19 protein-coding genes, 2 tRNA genes and 3 rRNA genes are annotated in these 22,227 nt (G+C 40.8%); 23 read left to right on the top strand and 1 reads right to left on the bottom strand.

All coding sequences use genetic code 11. From position 1 onward, the window contains the following. Positions 1 to 86 precede the first annotated feature (86 nt). The 18 genes from recR (at position 87) to rsmI (ending at position 14,180) form a co-directional block, all read left to right on the top strand. Positions 87 to 683 (top strand): recombination mediator RecR, encoded by a 597-nt coding sequence (gene recR, locus AC1MGI_RS05065; RefSeq protein ID WP_480348819.1) that lies wholly within the window; start codon positions 87 to 89, stop codon positions 681 to 683. A 22-nt stretch (positions 684 to 705) separates the two neighbouring features. Further along, positions 706 to 930 (top strand): YaaL family protein, encoded by a 225-nt coding sequence (locus AC1MGI_RS05070; RefSeq protein ID WP_480348820.1) that lies wholly within the window; start codon positions 706 to 708, stop codon positions 928 to 930. Between the two features lie 80 nt (positions 931 to 1,010). Further along, positions 1,011 to 1,274 (top strand): pro-sigmaK processing inhibitor BofA family protein, encoded by a 264-nt coding sequence (locus AC1MGI_RS05075; RefSeq protein WP_062187954.1) that lies wholly within the window; start codon positions 1,011 to 1,013, stop codon positions 1,272 to 1,274. A 410-nt stretch (positions 1,275 to 1,684) separates the two neighbouring features. Next, positions 1,685 to 3,234: ribosomal RNA gene (locus AC1MGI_RS05080) — 16S ribosomal RNA — on the top strand. A gap of 80 nt (positions 3,235 to 3,314) precedes the next feature. After that, positions 3,315 to 3,391 (top strand) — tRNA-Ile (locus AC1MGI_RS05085). 19 nt (positions 3,392 to 3,410) lie between these two features. Next, positions 3,411 to 3,486 (top strand) — tRNA-Ala (locus tag AC1MGI_RS05090). A gap of 126 nt (positions 3,487 to 3,612) precedes the next feature. Beyond that, positions 3,613 to 6,548 (top strand): 23S ribosomal RNA (locus AC1MGI_RS05095). 66 nt (positions 6,549 to 6,614) lie between these two features. Beyond that, positions 6,615 to 6,730 (top strand): 5S ribosomal RNA (gene rrf / locus AC1MGI_RS05100). The 16S, 23S and 5S rRNA genes sit together here with 2 tRNA genes alongside, the layout of an rRNA operon. Positions 6,731 to 6,928: 198 nt before the next feature. Then, the gene (locus AC1MGI_RS05105; RefSeq protein ID WP_480349706.1) at positions 6,929 to 7,126 is read left to right on the top strand and encodes a sigma factor G inhibitor Gin; all 198 of its coding nucleotides are present in this window, start codon (positions 6,929 to 6,931) and stop codon (positions 7,124 to 7,126) included. Positions 7,127 to 7,306: 180 nt separating this feature from the next. Then, positions 7,307 to 8,731, top strand: a complete 1,425-nt coding sequence (locus AC1MGI_RS05110) for an aminotransferase class I/II-fold pyridoxal phosphate-dependent enzyme (protein ID WP_480348821.1) — start codon at positions 7,307 to 7,309, stop codon at positions 8,729 to 8,731. Positions 8,732 to 8,794: 63 nt separating this feature from the next. Further along, on the top strand, positions 8,795 to 9,436 hold the full coding sequence (gene tmk / locus AC1MGI_RS05115) for a dTMP kinase (protein WP_480348822.1): 642 nt from the start codon (positions 8,795 to 8,797) through the stop codon (positions 9,434 to 9,436). Positions 9,437 to 9,622: 186 nt separating this feature from the next. Beyond that, on the top strand, positions 9,623 to 9,952 hold the full coding sequence (locus tag AC1MGI_RS05120; protein WP_062187777.1) for a cyclic-di-AMP receptor: 330 nt from the start codon (positions 9,623 to 9,625) through the stop codon (positions 9,950 to 9,952). 54 nt (positions 9,953 to 10,006) lie between these two features. Then, the gene (gene holB / locus AC1MGI_RS05125; protein ID WP_480348823.1) at positions 10,007 to 11,014 is read left to right on the top strand and encodes a DNA polymerase III subunit delta'; all 1,008 of its coding nucleotides are present in this window, start codon (positions 10,007 to 10,009) and stop codon (positions 11,012 to 11,014) included. Then, on the top strand, positions 11,007 to 11,834 hold the full coding sequence (gene ricT / locus AC1MGI_RS05130) for a competence/sporulation regulator complex protein RicT (RefSeq protein WP_403078131.1): 828 nt from the start codon (positions 11,007 to 11,009) through the stop codon (positions 11,832 to 11,834). Before holB ends, ricT begins: the two co-directional genes overlap by 8 nt. A 17-nt stretch (positions 11,835 to 11,851) precedes the next feature. Continuing rightward, entirely contained in the window at positions 11,852 to 12,223 is a 372-nt protein-coding gene (yabA, locus tag AC1MGI_RS05135) for a DNA replication initiation control protein YabA (protein WP_480348824.1), read from the top strand. 86 nt (positions 12,224 to 12,309) lie between these two features. Next, a complete protein-coding gene (locus tag AC1MGI_RS05140) occupies positions 12,310 to 13,053 on the top strand; it encodes a tRNA1(Val) (adenine(37)-N6)-methyltransferase (RefSeq protein ID WP_480348825.1) in 744 nt (247 codons plus the stop codon). Beyond that, the gene (locus tag AC1MGI_RS05145) at positions 13,040 to 13,321 is read left to right on the top strand and encodes a GIY-YIG nuclease family protein (RefSeq protein WP_480348826.1); all 282 of its coding nucleotides are present in this window, start codon (positions 13,040 to 13,042) and stop codon (positions 13,319 to 13,321) included. Before AC1MGI_RS05140 ends, AC1MGI_RS05145 begins: the two co-directional genes overlap by 14 nt. Further along, the gene (rsmI, locus tag AC1MGI_RS05150) at positions 13,299 to 14,180 is read left to right on the top strand and encodes a 16S rRNA (cytidine(1402)-2'-O)-methyltransferase (protein WP_480348827.1); all 882 of its coding nucleotides are present in this window, start codon (positions 13,299 to 13,301) and stop codon (positions 14,178 to 14,180) included. The genes AC1MGI_RS05145 and rsmI overlap by 23 nt, the downstream gene beginning before the upstream one ends. A 97-nt stretch (positions 14,181 to 14,277) precedes the next feature. On the opposite strand, the gene AC1MGI_RS05155 is transcribed toward rsmI, so the two are convergent. Continuing rightward, positions 14,278 to 14,565 carry an AbrB/MazE/SpoVT family DNA-binding domain-containing protein gene (locus AC1MGI_RS05155; RefSeq protein ID WP_062187764.1) on the bottom strand — a complete coding sequence of 96 codons (288 nt, stop codon included), beginning with the start codon at positions 14,563 to 14,565 and terminating at the stop codon, positions 14,278 to 14,280. A 946-nt stretch (positions 14,566 to 15,511) separates the two neighbouring features. Between AC1MGI_RS05155 and metG the strand changes: the two genes are divergently transcribed. The 5 genes from metG (at position 15,512) to rsmA (ending at position 21,789) form a co-directional block, all read left to right on the top strand. After that, positions 15,512 to 17,509 (top strand): methionine--tRNA ligase, encoded by a 1,998-nt coding sequence (gene metG, locus AC1MGI_RS05160; protein ID WP_480348828.1) that lies wholly within the window; start codon positions 15,512 to 15,514, stop codon positions 17,507 to 17,509. Positions 17,510 to 18,008: 499 nt separating this feature from the next. Further along, positions 18,009 to 18,776, top strand: a complete 768-nt coding sequence (locus AC1MGI_RS05165; protein WP_480348829.1) for a TatD family hydrolase — start codon at positions 18,009 to 18,011, stop codon at positions 18,774 to 18,776. Between the two features lie 288 nt (positions 18,777 to 19,064). Further along, the gene (locus AC1MGI_RS05170; RefSeq protein ID WP_480348830.1) at positions 19,065 to 20,207 is read left to right on the top strand and encodes a ubiquitin-like domain-containing protein; all 1,143 of its coding nucleotides are present in this window, start codon (positions 19,065 to 19,067) and stop codon (positions 20,205 to 20,207) included. Positions 20,208 to 20,354: 147 nt separating this feature from the next. Continuing rightward, a complete protein-coding gene (rnmV, locus tag AC1MGI_RS05175) occupies positions 20,355 to 20,918 on the top strand; it encodes a ribonuclease M5 (protein ID WP_480348831.1) in 564 nt (187 codons plus the stop codon). After that, positions 20,911 to 21,789, top strand: coding sequence for a 16S rRNA (adenine(1518)-N(6)/adenine(1519)-N(6))-dimethyltransferase RsmA (rsmA, locus tag AC1MGI_RS05180; protein WP_480348832.1), 879 nt, complete (start codon positions 20,911 to 20,913; stop codon positions 21,787 to 21,789). The genes rnmV and rsmA overlap by 8 nt, the downstream gene beginning before the upstream one ends. Positions 21,790 to 22,227 lie beyond the last annotated feature (438 nt).

Here is a 22,227-nt window from a genome sequence, read left to right on the forward strand (position 1 = left end):
CTAAGTTCCTTATGATCTAGCCAAGCAAGAATATGCTAGCTTTTAGGTTGAACAAGGCGTTGTGTTTTCTTATTAGGAGGTATTTTATGCATTATCCAGAACCAATTACGAAGCTAATTGATAGTTTTATGAAATTACCAGGGATTGGACCTAAAACGGCTGCGAGACTTGCATTCTTTGTACTAGGCATGAAAGAAGACACTGTATTGGACTTCGCAAAAGCACTTGTGAATGCCAAGCGAAACCTCTCCTATTGTACGGTTTGTGGTCATATAACAGATCAAGATCCATGTTATATATGTGAAGATCAGCGAAGAAGTCGTGATGTTATTTGCGTTGTACAGGAACCTAAAGATGTTATTGCTATGGAAAAAATGCGTGAATTCACTGGGCTTTACCATGTGTTGCACGGGAGTATCTCACCGATGGATGGGATTGGGCCAGAAGATATTAACATTCCAGACTTATTAAAGCGTCTTCAAGATGAAACGGTTCAAGAAGTCATTTTGGCAACGAACCCTAATATTGAAGGGGAAGCGACTGCGATGTATATCTCTAGGTTATTAAAGCCTTCAGGAATTAAAGTCACAAGAATTGCACACGGATTACCTGTAGGTGGGGATCTAGAATATGCAGATGAAGTGACATTATCTAAGGCACTCGAAGGAAGAAGGGAAATTTGAGAAGTAGCGGGGAGGGGTTTTTGTGTTCTTTCGTCGAAAAGGTAAACTACGCAACGAAAATAACCAAAAACTAGTGCAACAACTGGAGGAAATTAAAAGAAGTTGGCTTAACCAGAAATCATTACTGGAAAAAAGCCTTGATCCATCAGAAGATGCAATCATACAAACAAAGATTGCCGAAATTAAGTATTTCTATCTATTTAAAGAAGCGAAAAGAAGAAAAGTAACGGCTAGTAAACGTAAGTGAGGAATGCAATCATCGCTTCTTTGTTCTTATTTAGTTTTATCTACATAGAATGTAGTACAAGCTAATGAGGAGGAATGATAGTGGAGCCAATTGTTATTGTAGGTGTAATAGCTGGTTTAATTGTATTACTGCTTTTTGTCGGGGCACCTATAAAACCAATTCGACTAATAGGGCAGGGGGTTGTTAAATTAATTATCGGAGCTGTTTTTTTGTTCTTTCTAAATGTGCTTGGTAATCAAGTAGGGATTCATGTTCCTATCAATTTAGCAACTTCTGCAGTAGCAGGAATTTTAGGCATTCCAGGTGTGGCTACCTTAGCAGCAATTGATTATTGGATTATTTGAAGAATTCGAGGGAAATTTCTCTTGGGTTCTTTTTTTGTATACTCTTCAAGAGCTATATAATAATGAAATAAATAGGAAGTATGTAGCTATTAAGTAGTAGGTTAGAAGGTGTGGATTCAAACGAGTTTTAATATAAACGTTATTTTGTAAAAAAAGATATTGACGAATCTTTGAGAAGTTGTTAATATATATATATTGTCGCTGGAGTGACATTGCATCTACTAGAGGTTAGAAAGAAATACTTTTTTAAATAAAAAAGTTGTTGACACTAATGAAGAGATGTGTTAAATTTATAAAGTCGCTTCTGAGAGAAACGACAAAGATTGCTCTTTGAAAACTGAACAAAACAAAGCGCCAACGTTTTAAATTAAGTGAGTACACACTATAAAAACAATGAGCAAGTCAAACACTTTTTGGAGAGTTTGATCCTGGCTCAGGACGAACGCTGGCGGCGTGCCTAATACATGCAAGTCGAGCGGATGATAGGGAGCTTGCTCCCTTGATTTAGCGGCGGACGGGTGAGTAACACGTGGGCAACCTACCTGTAAGACTGGGATAACTTCGGGAAACCGGAGCTAATACCGGATAATTTCTTTTCTCGCATGAGAAGAGATGGAAAGACGGTTTCGGCTGTCACTTACAGATGGGCCCGCGGCGCATTAGCTAGTTGGTGAGGTAATGGCTCACCAAGGCCACGATGCGTAGCCGACCTGAGAGGGTGATCGGCCACACTGGGACTGAGACACGGCCCAGACTCCTACGGGAGGCAGCAGTAGGGAATCTTCCGCAATGGACGAAAGTCTGACGGAGCAACGCCGCGTGAACGAAGAAGGCCTTCGGGTCGTAAAGTTCTGTTGTTAGGGAAGAACAAGTACCAGAGTAACTGCTGGTACCTTGACGGTACCTAACCAGAAAGCCACGGCTAACTACGTGCCAGCAGCCGCGGTAATACGTAGGTGGCAAGCGTTGTCCGGAATTATTGGGCGTAAAGCGCGCGCAGGTGGTTCTTTAAGTCTGATGTGAAAGCCCACGGCTCAACCGTGGAGGGTCATTGGAAACTGGGGAACTTGAGTGCAGAAGAGGAAAGTGGAATTCCACGTGTAGCGGTGAAATGCGTAGAGATGTGGAGGAACACCAGTGGCGAAGGCGACTTTCTGGTCTGTAACTGACACTGAGGCGCGAAAGCGTGGGGAGCGAACAGGATTAGATACCCTGGTAGTCCACGCCGTAAACGATGAGTGCTAAGTGTTAGAGGGTTTCCGCCCTTTAGTGCTGCAGCTAACGCATTAAGCACTCCGCCTGGGGAGTACGGCCGCAAGGCTGAAACTCAAAGGAATTGACGGGGGCCCGCACAAGCGGTGGAGCATGTGGTTTAATTCGAAGCAACGCGAAGAACCTTACCAGGTCTTGACATCCTTTTGCCCTCTCTAGAGATAGAGACTTCCCTTCGGGGACAAAAGTGACAGGTGGTGCATGGTTGTCGTCAGCTCGTGTCGTGAGATGTTGGGTTAAGTCCCGCAACGAGCGCAACCCTTGATCTTAGTTGCCAGCATTTAGTTGGGCACTCTAAGGTGACTGCCGGTGACAAACCGGAGGAAGGTGGGGATGACGTCAAATCATCATGCCCCTTATGACCTGGGCTACACACGTGCTACAATGGATGGTACAAAGAGCTGCGAACCCGCGAGGGTAAGCGAATCTCATAAAGCCATTCTCAGTTCGGATTGTAGGCTGCAACTCGCCTACATGAAGCCGGAATCGCTAGTAATCGTGGATCAGCATGCCACGGTGAATACGTTCCCGGGCCTTGTACACACCGCCCGTCACACCACGAGAGTTTGTAACACCCGAAGTCGGTGAGGTAACCGCAAGGAGCCAGCCGCCTAAGGTGGGACAGATGATTGGGGTGAAGTCGTAACAAGGTAGCCGTATCGGAAGGTGCGGCTGGATCACCTCCTTTCTAAGGAATATAACGAGCGCTTTTGTTTTGTTCAGTTTTGAATGAGTAATTCATTCAATTTAATACCATTATAGTAGAATGGGCCTATAGCTCAGCTGGTTAGAGCGCACGCCTGATAAGCGTGAGGTCGATGGTTCGAGTCCATTTAGGCCCACCATTCACATTCTGTTTACAATGGGGCCTTAGCTCAGCTGGGAGAGCGCCTGCCTTGCACGCAGGAGGTCAGCGGTTCGATCCCGCTAGGCTCCACCAATATCGTTCTTTGAAAACTAGATAATAGATAGAAGGCAAATTTTTGCATTAATTTTTCAAGACATCAAGTAAGACCTTTTAACAACTAGGTTGTTTGGTAAACTTTTCGTTTATCAGCCACCATATGGTTAAGTTAGAAAGGGCGCACGGTGGATGCCTTGGCACTAGGAGCCGATGAAGGACGGGACTAACACCGATATGCTTCGGGGAGCTGTAAGTAAGCTTTGATCCGGAGATTTCCGAATGGGGAAACCCACTGTTCGTAATGGAACAGTATCTTTACCTGAATACATAGGGTACTGAAGGCAGACCCGGGGAACTGAAACATCTAAGTACCCGGAGGAAGAGAAAGCAAACGCGATTTCCTGAGTAGCGGCGAGCGAAACGGAAGATAGCCCAAACCAAGAGGCTTGCCTCTTGGGGTTGTAGGACACTCAACATGGAGTTACAAAGGAACGGGGTAAGTGAAGTGATCTGGAAAGATCCGTCAAAGAAGGTAAAAACCCTGTAGCTGAAACTTCGTTCCCTCCTGAGTGGATCCTGAGTACGGCGGGACACGAGAAATCCCGTCGGAAGCAGGGAGGACCATCTCCCAAGGCTAAATACTACCTAGTGACCGATAGTGAACCAGTACCGTGAGGGAAAGGTGAAAAGCACCCCGGAAGGGGAGTGAAATAGATCCTGAAACCGTGTGCCTACAAGTAGTTAGAGCCCGTTAATGGGTGATAGCGTGCCTTTTGTAGAATGAACCGGCGAGTTACGATTTCATGCAAGGTTAAGTTGATAAGACGGAGCCGCAGCGAAAGCGAGTCTGAATAGGGCGCATGAGTATGAGGTCGTAGACCCGAAACCAGGTGATCTACCCATGTCCAGGGTGAAGTTCAGGTAACACTGAATGGAGGCCCGAACCCACGTACGTTGAAAAGTGCGGGGATGAGGTGTGGGTAGCGGAGAAATTCCAATCGAACCTGGAGATAGCTGGTTCTCTCCGAAATAGCTTTAGGGCTAGCCTCGAGATGAGAGTATTGGAGGTAGAGCACTGATTGGACTAGGGGCCCCCAACGGGTTACCGAATTCAGTCAAACTCCGAATGCCAAATACTTATTCTCGGGAGTCAGACTGCGAGTGATAAGATCCGTAGTCAAGAGGGAAACAGCCCAGACCACCAGCTAAGGTCCCCAAGTTTACGTTAAGTGGAAAAGGATGTGGAGTTGCTTAGACAACCAGGATGTTGGCTCAGAAGCAGCCATCATTTAAAGAGTGCGTAATAGCTCACTGGTCGAGTGACTCTGCGCCGAAAATGTACCGGGGCTAAACGTAACACCGAAGCTGTGGATGGATACCGTATGGTATCCGTGGTAGGAGAGCGTTCTAAGGGCGTTGAAGCTAGACCGGAAGGACTGGTGGAGCGCTTAGAAGTGAGAATGCCGGTATGAGTAGCGAAAGAAGGGTGAGAATCCCTTCCACCGAATGCCTAAGGTTTCCTGAGGAAGGCTCGTCCGCTCAGGGTTAGTCGGGACCTAAGCCGAGGCTGAAAAGCGTAGGCGATGGACAACAGGTTGATATTCCTGTACCACCTATACATCGTTTGAGCGATGGGGGGACGCAGAAGGATAGGGCAAGCGCGCTGTTGGATATGCGCGTCCAAGCAGTTAGGCCGGAAACGAGGAAAATCCCGTTTCCATTAAGGCGGAGCTGTGATGGCGAGGGAAATATAGTACCGAAGTTCCTGATTCCACGCTGCCAAGAAAAGCCTCTAGTGAGATGTAGGGTGCCCGTACCGCAAACCGACACAGGTAGGCGAGGAGAGAATCCTAAGGTGTGCGAGAGAACTCTCGTTAAGGAACTCGGCAAAATGACCCCGTAACTTCGGGAGAAGGGGTGCTTTTTAGGGTGAATAGCCCGGAAAAGCCGCAGTGAATAGGCCCAGGCGACTGTTTAGCAAAAACACAGGTCTCTGCGAAGCCGCAAGGCGAAGTATAGGGGCTGACGCCTGCCCGGTGCTGGAAGGTTAAGAGGAGAGGTTAGCCGCAAGGCGAAGCTTTGAATTGAAGCCCCAGTAAACGGCGGCCGTAACTATAACGGTCCTAAGGTAGCGAAATTCCTTGTCGGGTAAGTTCCGACCCGCACGAAAGGCGTAACGATCTGGGCACTGTCTCAACGAGAGACTCGGTGAAATTATAGTACCTGTGAAGATGCAGGTTACCCGCGACAGGACGGAAAGACCCCGTGGAGCTTTACTGCAGCCTGATATTGAATTTTGGTACAGCTTGTACAGGATAGGTAGGAGCCTGTGAAGCCGGAGCGCTAGCTTCGGTCGAGGCGTCGGTGGGATACTACCCTGGCTGTATTGAAATTCTAACCCGCGCCCCTTATCGGGGCGGGAGACAGTGTCAGGCGGGCAGTTTGACTGGGGCGGTCGCCTCCTAAAATGTAACGGAGGCGCCCAAAGGTTCCCTCAGAATGGTTGGAAATCATTCGTAGAGTGTAAAGGCACAAGGGAGCTTGACTGCGAGACCTACAAGTCGAGCAGGGACGAAAGTCGGGCTTAGTGATCCGGTGGTTCCGCATGGAAGGGCCATCGCTCAACGGATAAAAGCTACCCCGGGGATAACAGGCTTATCTCCCCCAAGAGTCCACATCGACGGGGAGGTTTGGCACCTCGATGTCGGCTCATCGCATCCTGGGGCTGTAGTCGGTCCCAAGGGTTGGGCTGTTCGCCCATTAAAGCGGTACGCGAGCTGGGTTCAGAACGTCGTGAGACAGTTCGGTCCCTATCCGTCGTGGGCGCAGGAAATTTGAGAGGAGCTGTCCTTAGTACGAGAGGACCGGGATGGACGCACCGCTGGTGTACCAGTTGTTCTGCCAAGAGCATCGCTGGGTAGCTACGTGCGGACGGGATAAATGCTGAAAGCATCTAAGCATGAAGCCCCCCTCAAGATGAGATTTCCCATAGCGTAAGCTAGTAAGATCCCTGAAAGATGATCAGGTTGATAGGTCAGAGGTGGAAGCGTGGCGACATGTGGAGCTGACTGATACTAATCGATCGAGGACTTAACCTTATTGTTCTTGAAAAAGCAAAAAACCTTCTTATTATCTAGTTTTGAAGGAATGATATTCCTTTATTGTTTGGTGGCGATAGCAAAGAGGTCACACCCGTTCCCATTCCGAACACGGAAGTTAAGCTCTTTAGCGCCGATGGTAGTTGGGGGTCTCCCCCTGTGAGAGTAGGACGTTGCCAAGCAAATTGAGAGGCCAGCTATTTATAGCTGGTTTTTTTTGCATTAAAAATGAAATAAAAAAGGTAGACATACACACATTGAAAAAATCTTTCATACATTATTATAGGCAAATGAATCAATATCTCTCACACTGTTTTGAAAACTGTATACAATAGTGCTTTTCGGGGGAGAATGCAAACAGGGAGGTGGAGAGTTTGGAAATAAGTACATTAAAGAAGAATACAGAGGAAACCTGCATTGTGTGTGATCAGGTCAAGGATGATGGAATACACTTATATACTTCTTTCATTTGTAAACAATGTGAGTTAGCTATGATTGGGACGGAGACAGATGATCCAAGGTATAAATATTACTTAAAACGATTAAAAAAAGTGAATACACCAGAAATTTATTCGTAATGACTTAATCGTTTATTTAAGTAGAGTAGGTATTGAGGCAAATTAAGTGGCCTCCATACCTGCTTGGAATAGAATACATAGCTTACATGTATATATGAAAATACAAATAATGAATCATTATGTTGTAATAATGAACTTTGATAAAATAAGAGGATAAGATAATAGTAGAGAGGTAATAATATGAATCAAGAAAATACACCATTGTTTGATGCGCTTATCCGCCATAAAGAAAAACAGACAAGGTCATTTCATGTACCAGGGCATAAAAATGGACTGTTTTTTTCAGAGAGGGCTCGATCATTATTCAATCCATTGCTTTCTATTGATGCTACAGAGATTAGTGGCTTAGATGATCTTCATGCACCTGAAGGACCAATATTAGAGGCACAGAATCTGTTAGCCTGTCTTTACGGTGTTAGGCATAGCTATTTCCTTGTAAATGGGTCAACCGTGGGGAATATGGCTATGATTCTTGGGAGCCTTCAAGAAGGCGATACGGTGCTTGTTCAGAGGAACTGTCATAAATCTATATTGAATGGATTAATGCTGGCTTGTGTAAGCCCAATTTTTATAGAACCAAAGGTAGATGAGGATTGGGGTATCTCTGAGGGATTGCGGCTTGAGTCAGTTAAAGAGGCTTTTTTGTTATATCCGCAGGTAAAGGCAATCATTGTAACGCATCCTACCTATTATGGACATTGCGGTGGCTTGAGTGAGATTGTAAGATTTGCACATTCAAAGCGAATCCCTGTATTGGTAGATGAAGCACATGGTGCCCATCTTTGTCTTGGAGATCCCTTTCCCGAAAGTGCAATTGAGGCTGGAGCCGATATCGTTATCCATTCGGCCCATAAAACGTTACCTGCGATGACAATGGGTTCATATTTACATATAAACAGTTCATTCGTAGATCGAGAGAAAGTGGAATTTTACTTACAAATGCTTCAGTCCAGTAGCCCTTCTTATCCAATTATGGCATCGTTGGATTTAGCACGGTCTTATTTGGCTTCCTTCGGTGGATATGATAAGACTATATTGATGAAGACTATTCTTGGATTTCGAAAAGAACTGGACGAGATTGCCCATATTGAAATCTTAGAAAAGGATATGCTTGATCCCTTAAAAATAACGATACGATCTCATGAGGAAATAACGGGATTCGAATTTCAACGTCGATTAGAAAAAAAAGGTGTGTTTACAGAACTTGCGGACCACAGGAATGTTTTGTTTGTCCTACCGTTAATGAAAGAGAACAGCCTTGAATATTTTCAAGACATTGCATCCGTGATTGCAGATGTTGTTTATGAAGGAAGTGGGGAAGCAAAGAATCACTTGATTTATAAACAGTCAGACTCGATTACAACCCTCGCCTTAACTTATCCGGAAATGAAAAAAAGAAGAAGGCGGTCTGTTTCCATTTCCAAGAGTATTGGAATGGTTGCGGCTGAAATGGTCATACCCTATCCCCCAGGAATTCCAATTATTATGATGGGTGAACGTATTACCGAAGAACAAATACAGTACCTAGAGCAGATAATCATAGCTGGATCAAGGTTTCATGGAGGAAAAGAATTAAGAATAGGAAAGCTTATGGTTTTCGAATGACCTTTGTAGTTTGAAAATGGTATACTTAGATGGGAAACAAGTTTGGCTGGAGGTAAAATAACTATGAGTCGCGGAATATTTATTACGTTTGAAGGTCCTGAAGGGGCAGGTAAAACAACGGTTCTTCATAAGCTGGGAGATGTACTGACTGAAGCTGGGTATCAGGTGGTCATTACGAGAGAGCCAGGTGGAATTCCTATATCTGAACAAATTAGGGAAGTCATCTTGAATAAAGATAATACAGTAATGGATGGAAGAACTGAGGCTTTATTATACGCGGCTGCAAGAAGGCAGCACTTAGTTGAAAAGGTGATGCCTGCTTTGGATCGTGGCGTGATCGTTCTTTGTGATCGTTTTATTGATAGCTCTCTTGCTTATCAAGGTCATGCAAGAGGATTGAGTATTGATGAAGTGTATAAAATGAACCAATTTGCGATAGACGGGGTTATGCCTAACTTAACAATATATTTTGATATTGACCCGACTTTGGGACTCCAACGTGTCCATAGTAATCAGGAACGGGAAGTTAATCGTCTTGATATGGAAGAGTTACAATTTCACGAAAAAGTGAGAGAAGGCTACCAAATCATAATGGAACGCTTTAGAGAAAGGTTTTATATCGTCGATGCAGCGCAACCTTTAGATATTGTCGTCGATAAGACTATGAGGAAAGTGATTGAATTCATCAAGGAACGTATCCAATAAATGCATTTATGAAAGCGTCTGTTTAATTAATTGAACTGGTCGCTTCTTTTTTTTATAAATTTTGGTGTCTAGTGTAAGTAGCTTAAAAAAATGCCTATCAATCACTGTTAAGGATATAAATAATTGTTATAATTAAAGAAAATGGTCTGCTCCTCGACCAATCAACTGCAATGGAGGATGATAGGGATGAAAATGATTATTGCAATTGTACAGGATAAAGATAGCCAAAGGCTACTTACAGAGCTCGTTGATTATAATTTCAGGGCAACGAAGCTTGCGAGTACTGGCGGATTTCTAAAATCAGGGAATACGACGTTTATGATTGGTACAGATGACTATCGTGTAGATAAAGCATTGGAACTCATTAAGAAAAATTGTCAATCCCGCGAACAGCTGGTCGCACCTGTATCTCCAATGGGAGGGAATGCAGATTCATATGTACCCTACCCAGTTGAAATTCAAGTAGGGGGAGCAACGGTATTTGTATTGCCAATTGAACAGTTTTTACAATTCTAGTGCATGAAAGCATATAGTTTCTTTATTTTATAGATATAAGAGAGTTGATTTATTGTGACACAAACCTGGCAAGATTTATATGAGTTGCAGCCGCAAATTTCTGGGATGCTGAAGAATAGCATTCTTCGGGAAAGGGTTGCTCATGCGTATCTCTTTGATGGTGAGAAGGGTACGGGTAAGAAAGAAATGGGGCTGCTTTTTGCGAGAAGCTTGCTTTGTGAAGATTTGACAAATGAATATGAGCCATGTAACCGATGCAGTCATTGTAAGCGGATTATGAGTGGAAACCACCCGGATGTCCATCTTATTGAACCGGATGGGCTTTCCATAAAAAAGGATCAAATTAAAAGTCTTCAAGAAGAGTTTTCAAAAAAGGGTGTAGAGTCGAAACGAAAAATCTATTTAGTGATAAGTGCAGATAAAATGTCTGTACAGGCTGCAAATAGTTTGTTGAAGTTTTTAGAGGAACCTGCTACAGGCACGGTTGCTATACTGATGACTGAACAAATACAACGTATCTTACCTACCATTTTATCAAGATGCCAAACCTTATCCTTCAAGCCGTTATCACCAGAAATGGTGAAGAAAAGGTTGCTGAATCATGGATTGGACATGCAAAGTTCCTCTATTATTTCCCATATTACACAAAACTTTGAAGAGGGAATCCTATTAGGTTCAGAGGAATGGTTTGCACAATCCCAAAAAAAAGTGGTAAAATTATATGAAGTGTTAAATACAAATTCACTGAAGGCATTGCTATATCTTCAGCAGGAGTGGTTTACACACTTTAAAGAAAGAGATCAACTGAACCGTGGTTTAGATCTTTTATATCTTATTTATAAAGATTTATTATATATTCAGTTGGATAGACGTGACCAAATTGTCTTTCAAAATTTACAGGAGGAGTTGGCGTTGCGTGCTCTTCATCTTACTCAAAGACGTTTGGCTGAGCAGATGAGTTCTATTTTGGAAGCAAAACGGAAGCTAATGTCCAATACAAATCCACAGCTGTTGATGGAACAGCTTGTGTTGAATTTGCAGGAGGGGTCATCATTTGTATAATGTTGTAGGGGTCCGTTTTAAAAAGGCGGGCAAAATATACTACTTTGATCCGGGCGAGCTTATCATTTCAAAGGATGATTTCGTTATCGTAGAGACTGTGCGTGGAGTAGAATTCGGCAAAGTTGTTACGGAAAGGAAACAAGTAGATGAGAACGACGTTGTACTGCCATTGAAGAAAGTGCTTCGAGTTGCTGATGCAAAGGACAAGCTAATTGTTGAGGAAAATAAATCTGCTGCTATTGAAGCTTATAATACATGTGGTAAAAAGGTTGAGGAACATCAACTTGATATGAAACTGGTTGATGTGGAATATACATTTGATCGTAATAAGGTTGTCTTTTATTTTACTGCGGATGGACGCGTAGATTTTCGCGACTTAGTAAAAGATCTTGCAGCCATTTTTAGAACGCGAATTGAATTACGCCAAATAGGTGTCAGAGATGAAGCAAAGATGCTCGGTGGAATAGGGCCATGTGGCAGAATGCTCTGTTGTTCAACATTTCTTGGCGATTTTGAACCAGTTTCCATTAAGATGGCCAAAGATCAAAACCTATCCCTTAATCCAACAAAAATCTCAGGATTATGTGGACGTTTGATGTGTTGTCTTAAATACGAAAATGATGAGTACGAAAATGCGAAAGAATTGCTTCCTGACTTAGGTGAAATGATTCGGACACCTAATGGAAAAGGCAAGGTAGTGGGGCTTAATATTCTAGAACGAGTTCTTCAAGTTGAATTAGTCGAACAGAATAGAGTATTAGAGTATACGTTAGATGAGATTCTAAACGAGGGAGCCGTTTCTATTCAAGCCACAGATTAACAAGGTGGTGGGAAAGCATGGATAAGAAAGATATATTTGAATCAGTAACGAGCATGGAAGCCCAAATTGGTCATTTATATACACAGCTTGGGGAATTAAAGCAACATCTTGCTGAGATTCTTGAGGATAACCAATCTATTAAGCTTGAGAATGAACATTTGCGCAGGCGTCTAAACCTTGGAGAGAATCCTAGCCCTTCTACAAAAGATAAAACCAAAGCAAAGGCACTGAAAGAAAATCCTGATGATAAGACAATGGATATCGGCGAAGGCTATGATAATCTAGCTCGATTATATCAAGAAGGTTTCCATATTTGTAATTTGCATTTTGGTAGCCTTAGAAAAGAAGGCGATTGTTTGTTTTGCCTGTCCTTTTTGAATAAAAAGTAAGTTTGGCCTTTCCTGTCTAGGGAAGGCTTTTTCGTTGAAGTAAACAATGTTTCTATAAATAGTAATTAGATAATGGAGTGAAGAAGATGGCAGAATTAATTGGTGATGAGCGCCTCGATCATTTATTAGCAGAAAAGTTAAGAATTATTCAGAGTCCAAGTGTGTTTTCATTTTCTCTTGATGCAGTTCTTTTATCAAAATTCGTAAATATCCCGATTCAAAAAGGAAGAATCGCTGATCTTTGTTCAGGTAATGGTGTGATTCCCCTGTTACTAAGTACAAGAACAAAGGGAAAGATCATCGGGGTAGAAATACAGGAACGATTATTTAACATGGCAGAGCGCAGTATTAAATATAACGGTCTTTCTGAACAGATTCAGATGGTACATGGTGATATAAAAACATTCCCAAGGGAGATTGGGAATGATAAATTTGACGTTGTGACATGTAATCCCCCTTATTTTCCAACACCATCGCAAGAAGAAATCAATCGGAATGAACACTTTGCAATAGCAAGACATGAAATTATGTGTACACTTGAAGATGTTGTTCAGAATACAAGCCAATTGTTGCGACAGGGTGGGAAGGCGGCTTTCGTTCATCGTCCAGGAAGGCTAATGGATATTCTTAGTTTAATGAGGAAGCATCGGTTGGAACCAAAACGTTTGCAATTTGTTTATCCGAAAGCAAGTAAAGAAGCCAACACCATTCTAATAGAAGGAATTAAGGATGGAAGTCCTGATTTAAAGGTTTTACCACCGCTTGTCGTGTACAATGAGGATAATGTGTATACTCCTGAGGTTAGAAGGATTTTATATGGAGAAGAATAAGCATATCTTCTATGTTCTTGAATGTCGGGACCATAGTTATTATGCGGGATATACAAACGATTTAGAAAAAAGGATAAAGCTTCATAATGAAGGAAAGGGTGCTAAATACACACGAGGCCGCGGACCGGTAAAGCTTGTCCATTTTGAAACGTTTCTAAGAAAAACAGAAGCAATGCGAGCTGAGTATCGCTTTAAGCAGTTATCTAGAAAACAAAAAGAAAAAATTGTTAGTAAGGAGAATGTAGATGTGGCAACAGAAAAGCTTTGAAAAGGAAGGACAGCAATCCGTTTTATATTTAGTGCCAACTCCGATTGGGAATCTGGAGGATATAAGCTACCGAGCTTTAAGGATTCTTAAGGAAGCAGACATCATTGCTGCAGAAGATACACGGAATACAAGAAAGCTTTGTAATTACTTTGAAATTGAAACACAAGTCATTAGTTACCATGAACATAACAAACAAGCGAGTGGGAAGCAGATGATTGAGAGGCTTCTTTCAGGCCAAACGATTGCATTAGTGAGTGATGCCGGAATGCCGACTATATCAGACCCTGGGTTCGAACTCGTCCAAGAAGCACTAGAACAGCGTATACCGGTTATTCCATTACCAGGTGCAAATGCTGCACTTACGGCACTAATTGCTTCAGGATTAGTGCCACAGCCTTTTTACTTTTATGGCTTTTTGCAACGAAATGTCAAAGAAAAGAAAAAAGAGCTGGAGAAGTTAAAGAAGATGGAGGCAACTTGGATAGTCTATGAATCACCGCACCGATTAAAAGATACATTAAAACACATGCGTGAAGTGCTCGGAAATAGAAATATTGTTCTATGCCGAGAGCTGACTAAGAAATTTGAGGAATTTATTAGAGGTACGATAGATGAAGCACAAATATGGGCTATTGAAAATGAAATCAGAGGTGAATTCTGCTTGATCATTGAAGGTGCAGAATTCGTGGAAGAACAAACAGAAGAAGTATGGTGGCAAAGTATTGAGCTTGCTGAGCATGTTCAATATTATATCGATGAAAAACAACTTAACTCAAAAGATGCTATCAAACAGACAGCGATGGATCGTGGCTTGCAGAAAAGAGATGTATATCACGCTTATCATGTAATAGAAAGTTAACCATACGGGTAAGAATAACCGCCATAAGGATACTTGTAAATTAGTGCGCAAAAAAAGAAGGCTTCCAAGGAAGCCTTCTTAAAAATAGAAAAAGTAATTAAACAGTTTCTAATTCCATGTTTTGTTGAATTTCTTTGATAAGCAGTTCTGCACCTTCACGGCTAAGGATTAACTTTCCGTTAGCAAGTGTTAAATTATTATCAGATACTTCACCAGTAACCTGGCAAGTCATATTAGGTTTATATTTTTTCAAAATGATGCGCTCATCATCAACGTAAATTTCCAAAGCATCTTTCTCTGCAATTCCTAGTGTACGGCGTAATTCAATTGGAATTACTACCCGTCCTAATTCGTCAACTTTACGTACAATTCCTGTAGATTTCATATATGAAAATCTCCTCTCAATTTTAAATAGTATTCTAATACCTTTTATCTCTATTTCGTCAATTTTCGACATTTTTTTATAAATACTATAATACCAGCCATTCCCAAATACGTCAATCCCTTTATTCGAGTTTATACATTTTTTTGAAAAAAAATTAAAAAACAGGTTTAAATTAAAGATTTATCCCACCTCAAGCTTACGTAGAACAAAGAAAGGAGGGGGAAAAATTGCCCGTAAAAGCCCAATTGGACCAACTAACCATCAGTAGGGATGAAGAAAACCCCCACTGATGGAAGTTTCACTTTATTGAAAAAATTTTTATGAATGAGTGGCGAGAAAGAAAAATATGACTGCATATTCCAATATAAACCTGTCACTTTTTTTATTAAATTCGACAATATTCGACATATGTCCCGAAGATTCCATATATCAAAATTTTTTCAATATGATTATTTTTCCTTTTTTCTATTATTTTACAACTTTTCAAATCAGTATAGTTTATCGATCAAGGAAGATAGTAAATGGAGAACCTTTAGGTTAGTAGGATTTTAATCAGGAACAAGTTGCGATTTTTGGGGGATTTTAGGTATATTTTTGGGGTATAAGAGGTTATGCTGACAATAAGAAAAATCCGCATTTAAAGCGCTGCTATCCAGTGTGGAGGAGAAGCTATTTAATATTAGAAAACCAAATCTAATCAAGCTTTGTACGTTATGATCAAAGATATAGATTTTTCCTTTTGTATAAGTTATCGAAGCCGTATTGACTTGCTTTCATAAAACGGCTTTGACCGTTTAAATTTTGTAGTTTTGTCTCTATTAAAAATTAATTTCAATAGATTTTCTTTATCGCTCTTATGGTGAGATAAGGTAATATAGAGGTATAGGGTTAAACTTAAGTTAGTGAACATCATTTCTGGTTCTACATATGATAGGAGGAAAAAACAATGGAAGACAAACTGAAGACATTTTATATTACAACCCCGATCTATTATCCGAGTGGGAATTTACATATTGGGCATGCCTATACAACGGTAGCTGGTGATGCGATGGCTCGTTACAAGCGTATGCGCGGATTTGATGTCATGTATTTAACAGGTACAGATGAGCATGGACAAAAAATTCAAAGAAAAGCTGAGGAACAAGGAGTTAGCCCACAGGAATACGTGGATAATATTGTTTCCGGAATTAAAGATTTATGGAAGAAGCTTGATATATCCTATGATGACTTTATTCGAACTACGGAAACTCGCCATAAGGATGTAGTAGAGAAGATCTTTAAACGATTGCTTGATCAAGGAGATATTTACTTAGACCAGTACGAGGGTTGGTATTCTGTACCAGATGAGACATTCTATACTGAACTTCAATTAGTCGACCCGATTAAAGAAAATGGAAAAGTTGTCGGAGGGAAAAGTCCAGATAGCGGCCATCCAGTAGAATTAGTGAAGGAAGAATCTTATTTCTTCAAGATGGGAAAATATGCAGATCGACTTTTGAAATATTACGAAGAAAACCCTGAATTCATTCAACCTGAATCTCGTAAGAATGAAATGATTAATAACTTTATTAAACCAGGTCTAGAAGATTTAGCTGTTTCTCGTACAACCTTTGATTGGGGAGTTAAGGTACCAGGAGACCCTAAACATGTCATTTATGTCTGGATTGATGCGCTTTCAAATTATATTACGGCATTAGGATATGGAACAGAGGATGATTCGAAATATCTAAACTACTGGCCTGCAGATGTACATTTGGTTGGGAAGGAAATTGTTCGTTTCCATACGATCTATTGGCCTATCATGCTGATGGCACTTGATATTCCACTACCTAAAAAGGTATTTGCTCATGGGTGGTTGTTAATGAAGGATGGCAAAATGTCAAAATCCAAAGGGAATGTAGTGGATCCGGTAACATTAATTGACCGCTATGGATTAGATGCGCTTCGTTACTACCTACTTCGTGAAGTTCCTTTCGGTTCTGACGGTGTTTTCACCCCTGAAGGTTTTGTGGAAAGAATAAATTTTGACTTAGCGAATGATTTAGGAAATTTACTAAATCGTACCGTTGCGATGATCGAAAAATACTTTGATGGGATTATCCCAGAGTATAAAGGTTCTATTGGGGAGTTTGATGAATCTCTTCTTGAAGTCAACAAAAACGTAGTAACGAAATACGAAGAAGCCATGGAAAAAATGGAGTTTTCGGTGGCACTCTCCGTAATATGGCAACTAGTAAGCAGAACAAATAAATACATTGATGAAACACAGCCATGGGTATTAGCGAAAGATCAGGAAAAACGTGAAGAGTTGGAAAGTGTAATGGTACATTTAGCTGAGACGTTAAGAAGAACAGCTATTTTATTAAAGCCATTTTTAACACAAACACCTGAGAAGATTTTTAATCAATTAACGATTACAGATGAAATATTAAAGTCCTGGGATAGCCTAGAGAAATTTGGTCTAATTCCAGCGCAAACAAAGGTTGAAAAAGGAGATCCTATTTTCCCGCGTCTTGAGATGCAAGAAGAGATAGAATTTATCAAAGAGCAAATGCAAGGAAGTGCTCCACAACCAGAAGACAAGAAAGAAGAACCAAAAGTAGAGGAAATTCCAGAAGTAGATGAAATAACGATTGATGATTTCATGAAGGTGGAATTACGTGTCGCACAAGTGCTGGAAGTAGAGCCTGTCAAGAAAGCGGATAAGTTGTTGAAATTACAACTTGATCTGGGATATGAAAAACGACAAGTTGTCTCTGGTATTGCTCAATATTATACGCCAGAACAATTAGTAGGAAAAAAGGTGATTTGTGTAACAAATCTTAAACCTGTGAAACTGCGCGGTGAATTATCTCAAGGGATGATTCTAGCTGGAAGCGGTGAAGGAAAGCTTTCAGTGGCAACAGTTCCTGATACATTGCCAAATGGGTCGAAAGTAAAATAACTCTATTCCTAAATAGCATAGAAATGTTCCATGTGAAACATTTGTGTGCTATTTTTTTCCATTATAATATAGCCTATCATGCTGAAAATTTGGGTTCATTTTCAATATGGCTTCATAAAAAAGTTATGGTTCAGCAAACTTATCAATAGTTATTTTACCTAAAGGCTAACATTAAAAAAGAATGTGACTCGCTTAGTATAATAAAAAAGGTATTTGATACACTACAGATGAAGAATAAGTCTGTTTGCAAAGATGAAAAAATGTAAAAAAAAGGATTATTTCTTGCGTTTTAGTATGAAGGACATGGAGACGGGTCTTCGTGATTTACTAATATGGCAAATCCATTCAGCGGGTGTATCTTACTACAGGATTGAGGCGTCATGGTAAGAAGTGGAGTATTAATGCAATAGGAGTGTTGTATGTAATATATTTGTTACATAAATGTGAAACATGAAAACTTGTAATTACTAATAGAATATTACTAGAGAGGGCGAAGAAGATGTTATTTGATACACATGTTCATTTGAATGATAAGCAGTTTGAGGAAGATCTAGAAGAGGTGATTCAAAGGACGAAAGAAGCTGGTGTTTCAAATGTGGTCGTTGTTGGTTTTGACCGTCCGACGATAACACGCGCAATGGAATTGGTTGAAGGACATGATTTTATCTATGCTGCAGTGGGGTGGCATCCTGTTGACGCAATTGACATGACAGACGAAGACCTAAACTGGATCGAAGAATTAGCAGCACACCCTAAGGTCGTTGCGATTGGAGAAATGGGACTTGATTATCATTGGGATAAATCACCAAAGGAAATCCAGAAAGATGTGTTTAGAAAACAAATCAAGCTAGCAAAAAAGGTAAAACTACCAATCATTATTCATAACAGAGAGGCGACAGCAGATATCATTGAAATACTAAAAGAAGAGAATGCACATGAAGTAGGCGGCATTATGCATTGCTTTAGCGGCAGTCCTGAAATTGCTAAGGAATGCGTAGAGATGAACTTCTACATTTCGCTTGGAGGACCTGTAACGTTTAAGAATGCTAAAAAACCGAAAGAAGTCGCAGCTGAAATCCCACTAGACCGTTTGCTAATTGAAACAGATTGTCCGTATCTTGCACCTCACCCATTTCGAGGCAAACGAAATGAGCCTGCCTATGTAAAATTGGTAGCAGAACAAATTGCAGAGATTAAAGAGATTACTTTTGAAGAAGTAGCGGAGGCAACAACTAGGAATGCAAAGAAATTATTCGGCATAAACTGACAGCAATTTTTGTCAGTTTGTTGCTAAGATTGTCTAATGGAAACTTGTTTCTTGAAAGTTCTACAAATCTCAAGTGGTTCATAGGATAGACGTGTCGATAACTCTTCCTTTTCAATTTACTAGAGAGTGTTCATAATAGGAACTACTTTCCATCGAAAGAAATGTATGAGTTGACAGCTTTGCTAGAATGTCTATATAATCACCCAGAGGAAGGAGGAGTTTTTCATTATATTACAATCTATGAAAAACCTAATTCCCAAGTCTTTTGGGAAAAAGCGAATAGCTATTATGCTAGGCGGTACTATAATAGTTGCTGCTTCAGTTGGAATGCTGTTTTATCAAGGGACAAAGAACACGGTGTCATTAACGCTTAATGGACAGAAAACAATTGTGAAAACACATGCAGACACCGTAAATGATATATTGGCAGAGTTCGAGATTACTGCAAAAGCTGAAGATTATATACATCCCTCGAAGGACAGTATCATAAAGGATGGGGTAGGGGTTGAGTGGAGACCAGCCCAGCAAGTGAAGCTGAATGTTGATGGGAAAGAAACAGTCATTTTGACAACATCCCAAAAGGTAGAGGAATTTCTTTTAGAACAGAAATTGGGTGTAACGCAACACGATAAGCTTAGCCTATCTGAAGATACAAAAATTAAAGATAACATGCAGATTACCATCGAAAAGGCTTTTCCAATTAAGCTGGTTTTAGGCGGTAATGAACAGCAGGTTTGGTCAACTTCGACTACGGTCGCTGACTTTTTAAGGCAACAAGATGTAAAGCTCAATGAATTAGATCGAGTTGAGCCGCAGTTGGCGGAAAACGTTCAACCACAGAATACTGTAAACGTCATAAGAATTGAAAAAGTCACCGATGTAGTGGAAGAACCTGTTCAGTTTGCAACCATCACAAAGAAGGACCATTCATTGCATAAAGGCAAAGAAAAGGTTGTACGTGAAGGGAAGAACGGACTAATATCTAGACAATTTGAAGTAACAAAGGAAAATGGCAAAGAAGTTGCTCGTGCGCTTATGTCTGAAAAAGTTTTGACTGAAAAGGCAGACAAAGTAGTAGCAGTAGGAACGAAGCAATTAGTTGCTCAAGTGTCCCGTGGAGAAGATAATTCCCAAGGTTCAGGCAAGGAGCTCTACGTATCGTCGACTGCTTATACAGCAAGCTGTAACGGATGTTCCGGAACAACAGCAACGGGGATTAATCTAAAGCAAAATCCAAACGCCAAAGTCATCGCAGTTGATCCAAGGGTGATTCCACTTGGCACAAAGGTGTATGTTGAAGGATATGGTTATGCAGTTGCAGCGGATAAAGGTGGGGCCATTAAAGGTCATAAAATTGATGTGTTCTTCCCCTCAAAATCGGATGCATACCGATGGGGAGTAAAGAAAGTGAAAATCCGCGTCTTAAATTAATCATTTTACAGTGGCAGGGGATTGCATATCTCCTGCTTTTTTACGTTATAATGATACAAGTGAAGTTCAACTATCCTAAAACATACACAATTCTATAGTATTAGACGTTGTGACGCTATAAATAGTTTCAGTTATTTGGAGGAAAAGATGAAAAAAATTAAAGAAATTATTGTTGTAGAAGGTAAAGATGATACCGTTGCAATTAAGCGGGCTGTCAATGCTGATACAATTGAAACAAATGGATCGGCTGTTAACGAGTCAGTGATTGATCAAGTAAAACTTGCTCAGCAAATGAGGGGTGTTATTATTTTCACTGATCCGGATTTCCCTGGACAGAAAATCCGAAATACAATTACAGAACAAGTACCTGGGTGCAAGCATGCATTCTTGTCTAAGCAGGAAGCACTTCCTAAGTCAGGTAGAGGAATCGGGGTTGAGCACGCTTCACCTGAAGCGATCCGTAATGCGTTGAAGGAAGCTCAAACAATGGATGAAGATGCAGGCGAAGAGATTTCCAAGGAAGAGTTAATTGATGCTGGATTGATTGGTGGAGCAGGGGCACGGGAACGAAGAGAGCAACTTGGTCTTTTATTGAAAATTGGATTTACAAACGGGAAACAGTTATATAAAAGGTTAAAGATGTTCCAAATCACTAGTAATGATTTTTATCAGGCATTAAAGAAGATGGATCAGGAGGAAGAACATGCATAAGGATATAGCAACACCCATTCGTACACAGGAAATTTTAAAGAAGTATGGCTTTGCTTTTAAAAAGAGTTTGGGTCAGAACTTTTTAATTGATACGAATATATTACGAAGAATTGTTGATCATGCTGAATTGACTGAAGAGAGCGGCGCTATTGAAATTGGACCGGGAATTGGTGCATTGACGGAACAACTTGCAAAAAGAAGTAAGAAAGTGACGGCCTTTGAAATTGATCAGCGTCTGCTACCTATTTTAAAAGATACATTGTCGCCTTATGATAATGTAACAGTCATCCTTGAAGATATTCTAAAAGCGAATGTGGCGAAAGTCATAGATGAAGAATTTGCGGGTATCGATGATGTAATGGTCGTTGCGAACCTTCCCTATTATGTAACGACTCCGATCATTCTTAAATTATTGACGGAAAATTTGCCGATTCGTGGATTGGTTGTGATGCTGCAGAAGGAAGTGGCAGATCGTATCGCTGCTAAACCAGGAACGAAGGAATATGGCTCTTTATCCATTGCGATTCAATACTACACAGAAGCGGAAACGGTCATGATTGTTCCAAAAACGGTGTTTATGCCGCAGCCGAATGTAGACTCCGCTGTCATTCGATTGGTGAAAAGAGCAAAACCGATTGTTGAAGTGAAAGATGAAGACTTTTTCTTTACAGTGACACGATCCAGCTTCGCACAGCGTAGGAAGACTATTCTCAATAATTTAACGAGCCAGCTTCCTGATGGGAAATCTAAAAAAGACAAAATTCTTAAAGCGCTAGAACAGACCGGAATAGATCCAACAAGACGAGGGGAAACATTATCTATCGCGGAATTCGGCAGATTAAGTGATGAACTCCTTCTTCATTTTAAATAAACCAGTGTCAAAAAGAGGTTGCCCCAAAATGAAAGGTCAGACCCATATCTTCTATATACCGTTTATATTACGTGTGCATGACGCAATAAACGGTGTATATAGTGTGAGGTCACCTTTTGGGACAGCCTCTTTTTTCAATGCTGTTTTCGCATAATTTGTTGCTTTTAAATGATATTTACACGAATATCCTGGGTGATTGCGTTGGGCAGGTACTCCGCTTTCCGTAGGCGATCTCAGGAGCCTCCTCAGTGCTTTGTGTGGGTCTCCTGAGATACGCTTCTCCTGTAAGGAGCCTTGCATAACTACAACCAACATCTGCTCAAATTTGTTACTTGCAAAAACAACAAACTTTACGAAAAGAGTCTTTTTCAATGTGTTTTGATATCTAGCAAAAATCATCAATACCTTTAATCAAGTACTTTTAGATTGAACCACGAC

The organism is Peribacillus sp. BM1 (assembly GCF_056679975.1).

Bases quoted from the DNA above. Each gene is read 5' to 3' on its own strand.
- rsmI (WP_480348827.1), top strand. From the start codon at position 13,299: ATGTGGCAACAGAAAAGCTTTGAAAAGGAAGGACAGCAATCCGTTTTA.
- AC1MGI_RS05140 (WP_480348825.1), top strand. From the start codon at position 12,310: ATGGCAGAATTAATTGGTGATGAGCGCCTCGATCATTTATTAGCAGAA.
- tmk (WP_480348822.1), top strand. From the start codon at position 8,795: ATGAGTCGCGGAATATTTATTACGTTTGAAGGTCCTGAAGGGGCAGGT.
- recR (WP_480348819.1), top strand. From the start codon at position 87: ATGCATTATCCAGAACCAATTACGAAGCTAATTGATAGTTTTATGAAA.
- rnmV (WP_480348831.1), top strand. From the start codon at position 20,355: ATGAAAAAAATTAAAGAAATTATTGTTGTAGAAGGTAAAGATGATACC.
- AC1MGI_RS05155 (WP_062187764.1), bottom strand. From the start codon at position 14,565: ATGAAATCTACAGGAATTGTACGTAAAGTTGACGAATTAGGACGGGTA.
- AC1MGI_RS05110 (WP_480348821.1), top strand. From the start codon at position 7,307: ATGAATCAAGAAAATACACCATTGTTTGATGCGCTTATCCGCCATAAA.
- yabA (WP_480348824.1), top strand. From the start codon at position 11,852: ATGGATAAGAAAGATATATTTGAATCAGTAACGAGCATGGAAGCCCAA.
- AC1MGI_RS05120 (WP_062187777.1), top strand. From the start codon at position 9,623: ATGAAAATGATTATTGCAATTGTACAGGATAAAGATAGCCAAAGGCTA.
- rsmA (WP_480348832.1), top strand. From the start codon at position 20,911: ATGCATAAGGATATAGCAACACCCATTCGTACACAGGAAATTTTAAAG.
- AC1MGI_RS05165 (WP_480348829.1), top strand. From the start codon at position 18,009: ATGTTATTTGATACACATGTTCATTTGAATGATAAGCAGTTTGAGGAA.
- AC1MGI_RS05170 (WP_480348830.1), top strand. From the start codon at position 19,065: ATGCTAGGCGGTACTATAATAGTTGCTGCTTCAGTTGGAATGCTGTTT.
- metG (WP_480348828.1), top strand. From the start codon at position 15,512: ATGGAAGACAAACTGAAGACATTTTATATTACAACCCCGATCTATTAT.
- AC1MGI_RS05145 (WP_480348826.1), top strand. From the start codon at position 13,040: ATGGAGAAGAATAAGCATATCTTCTATGTTCTTGAATGTCGGGACCAT.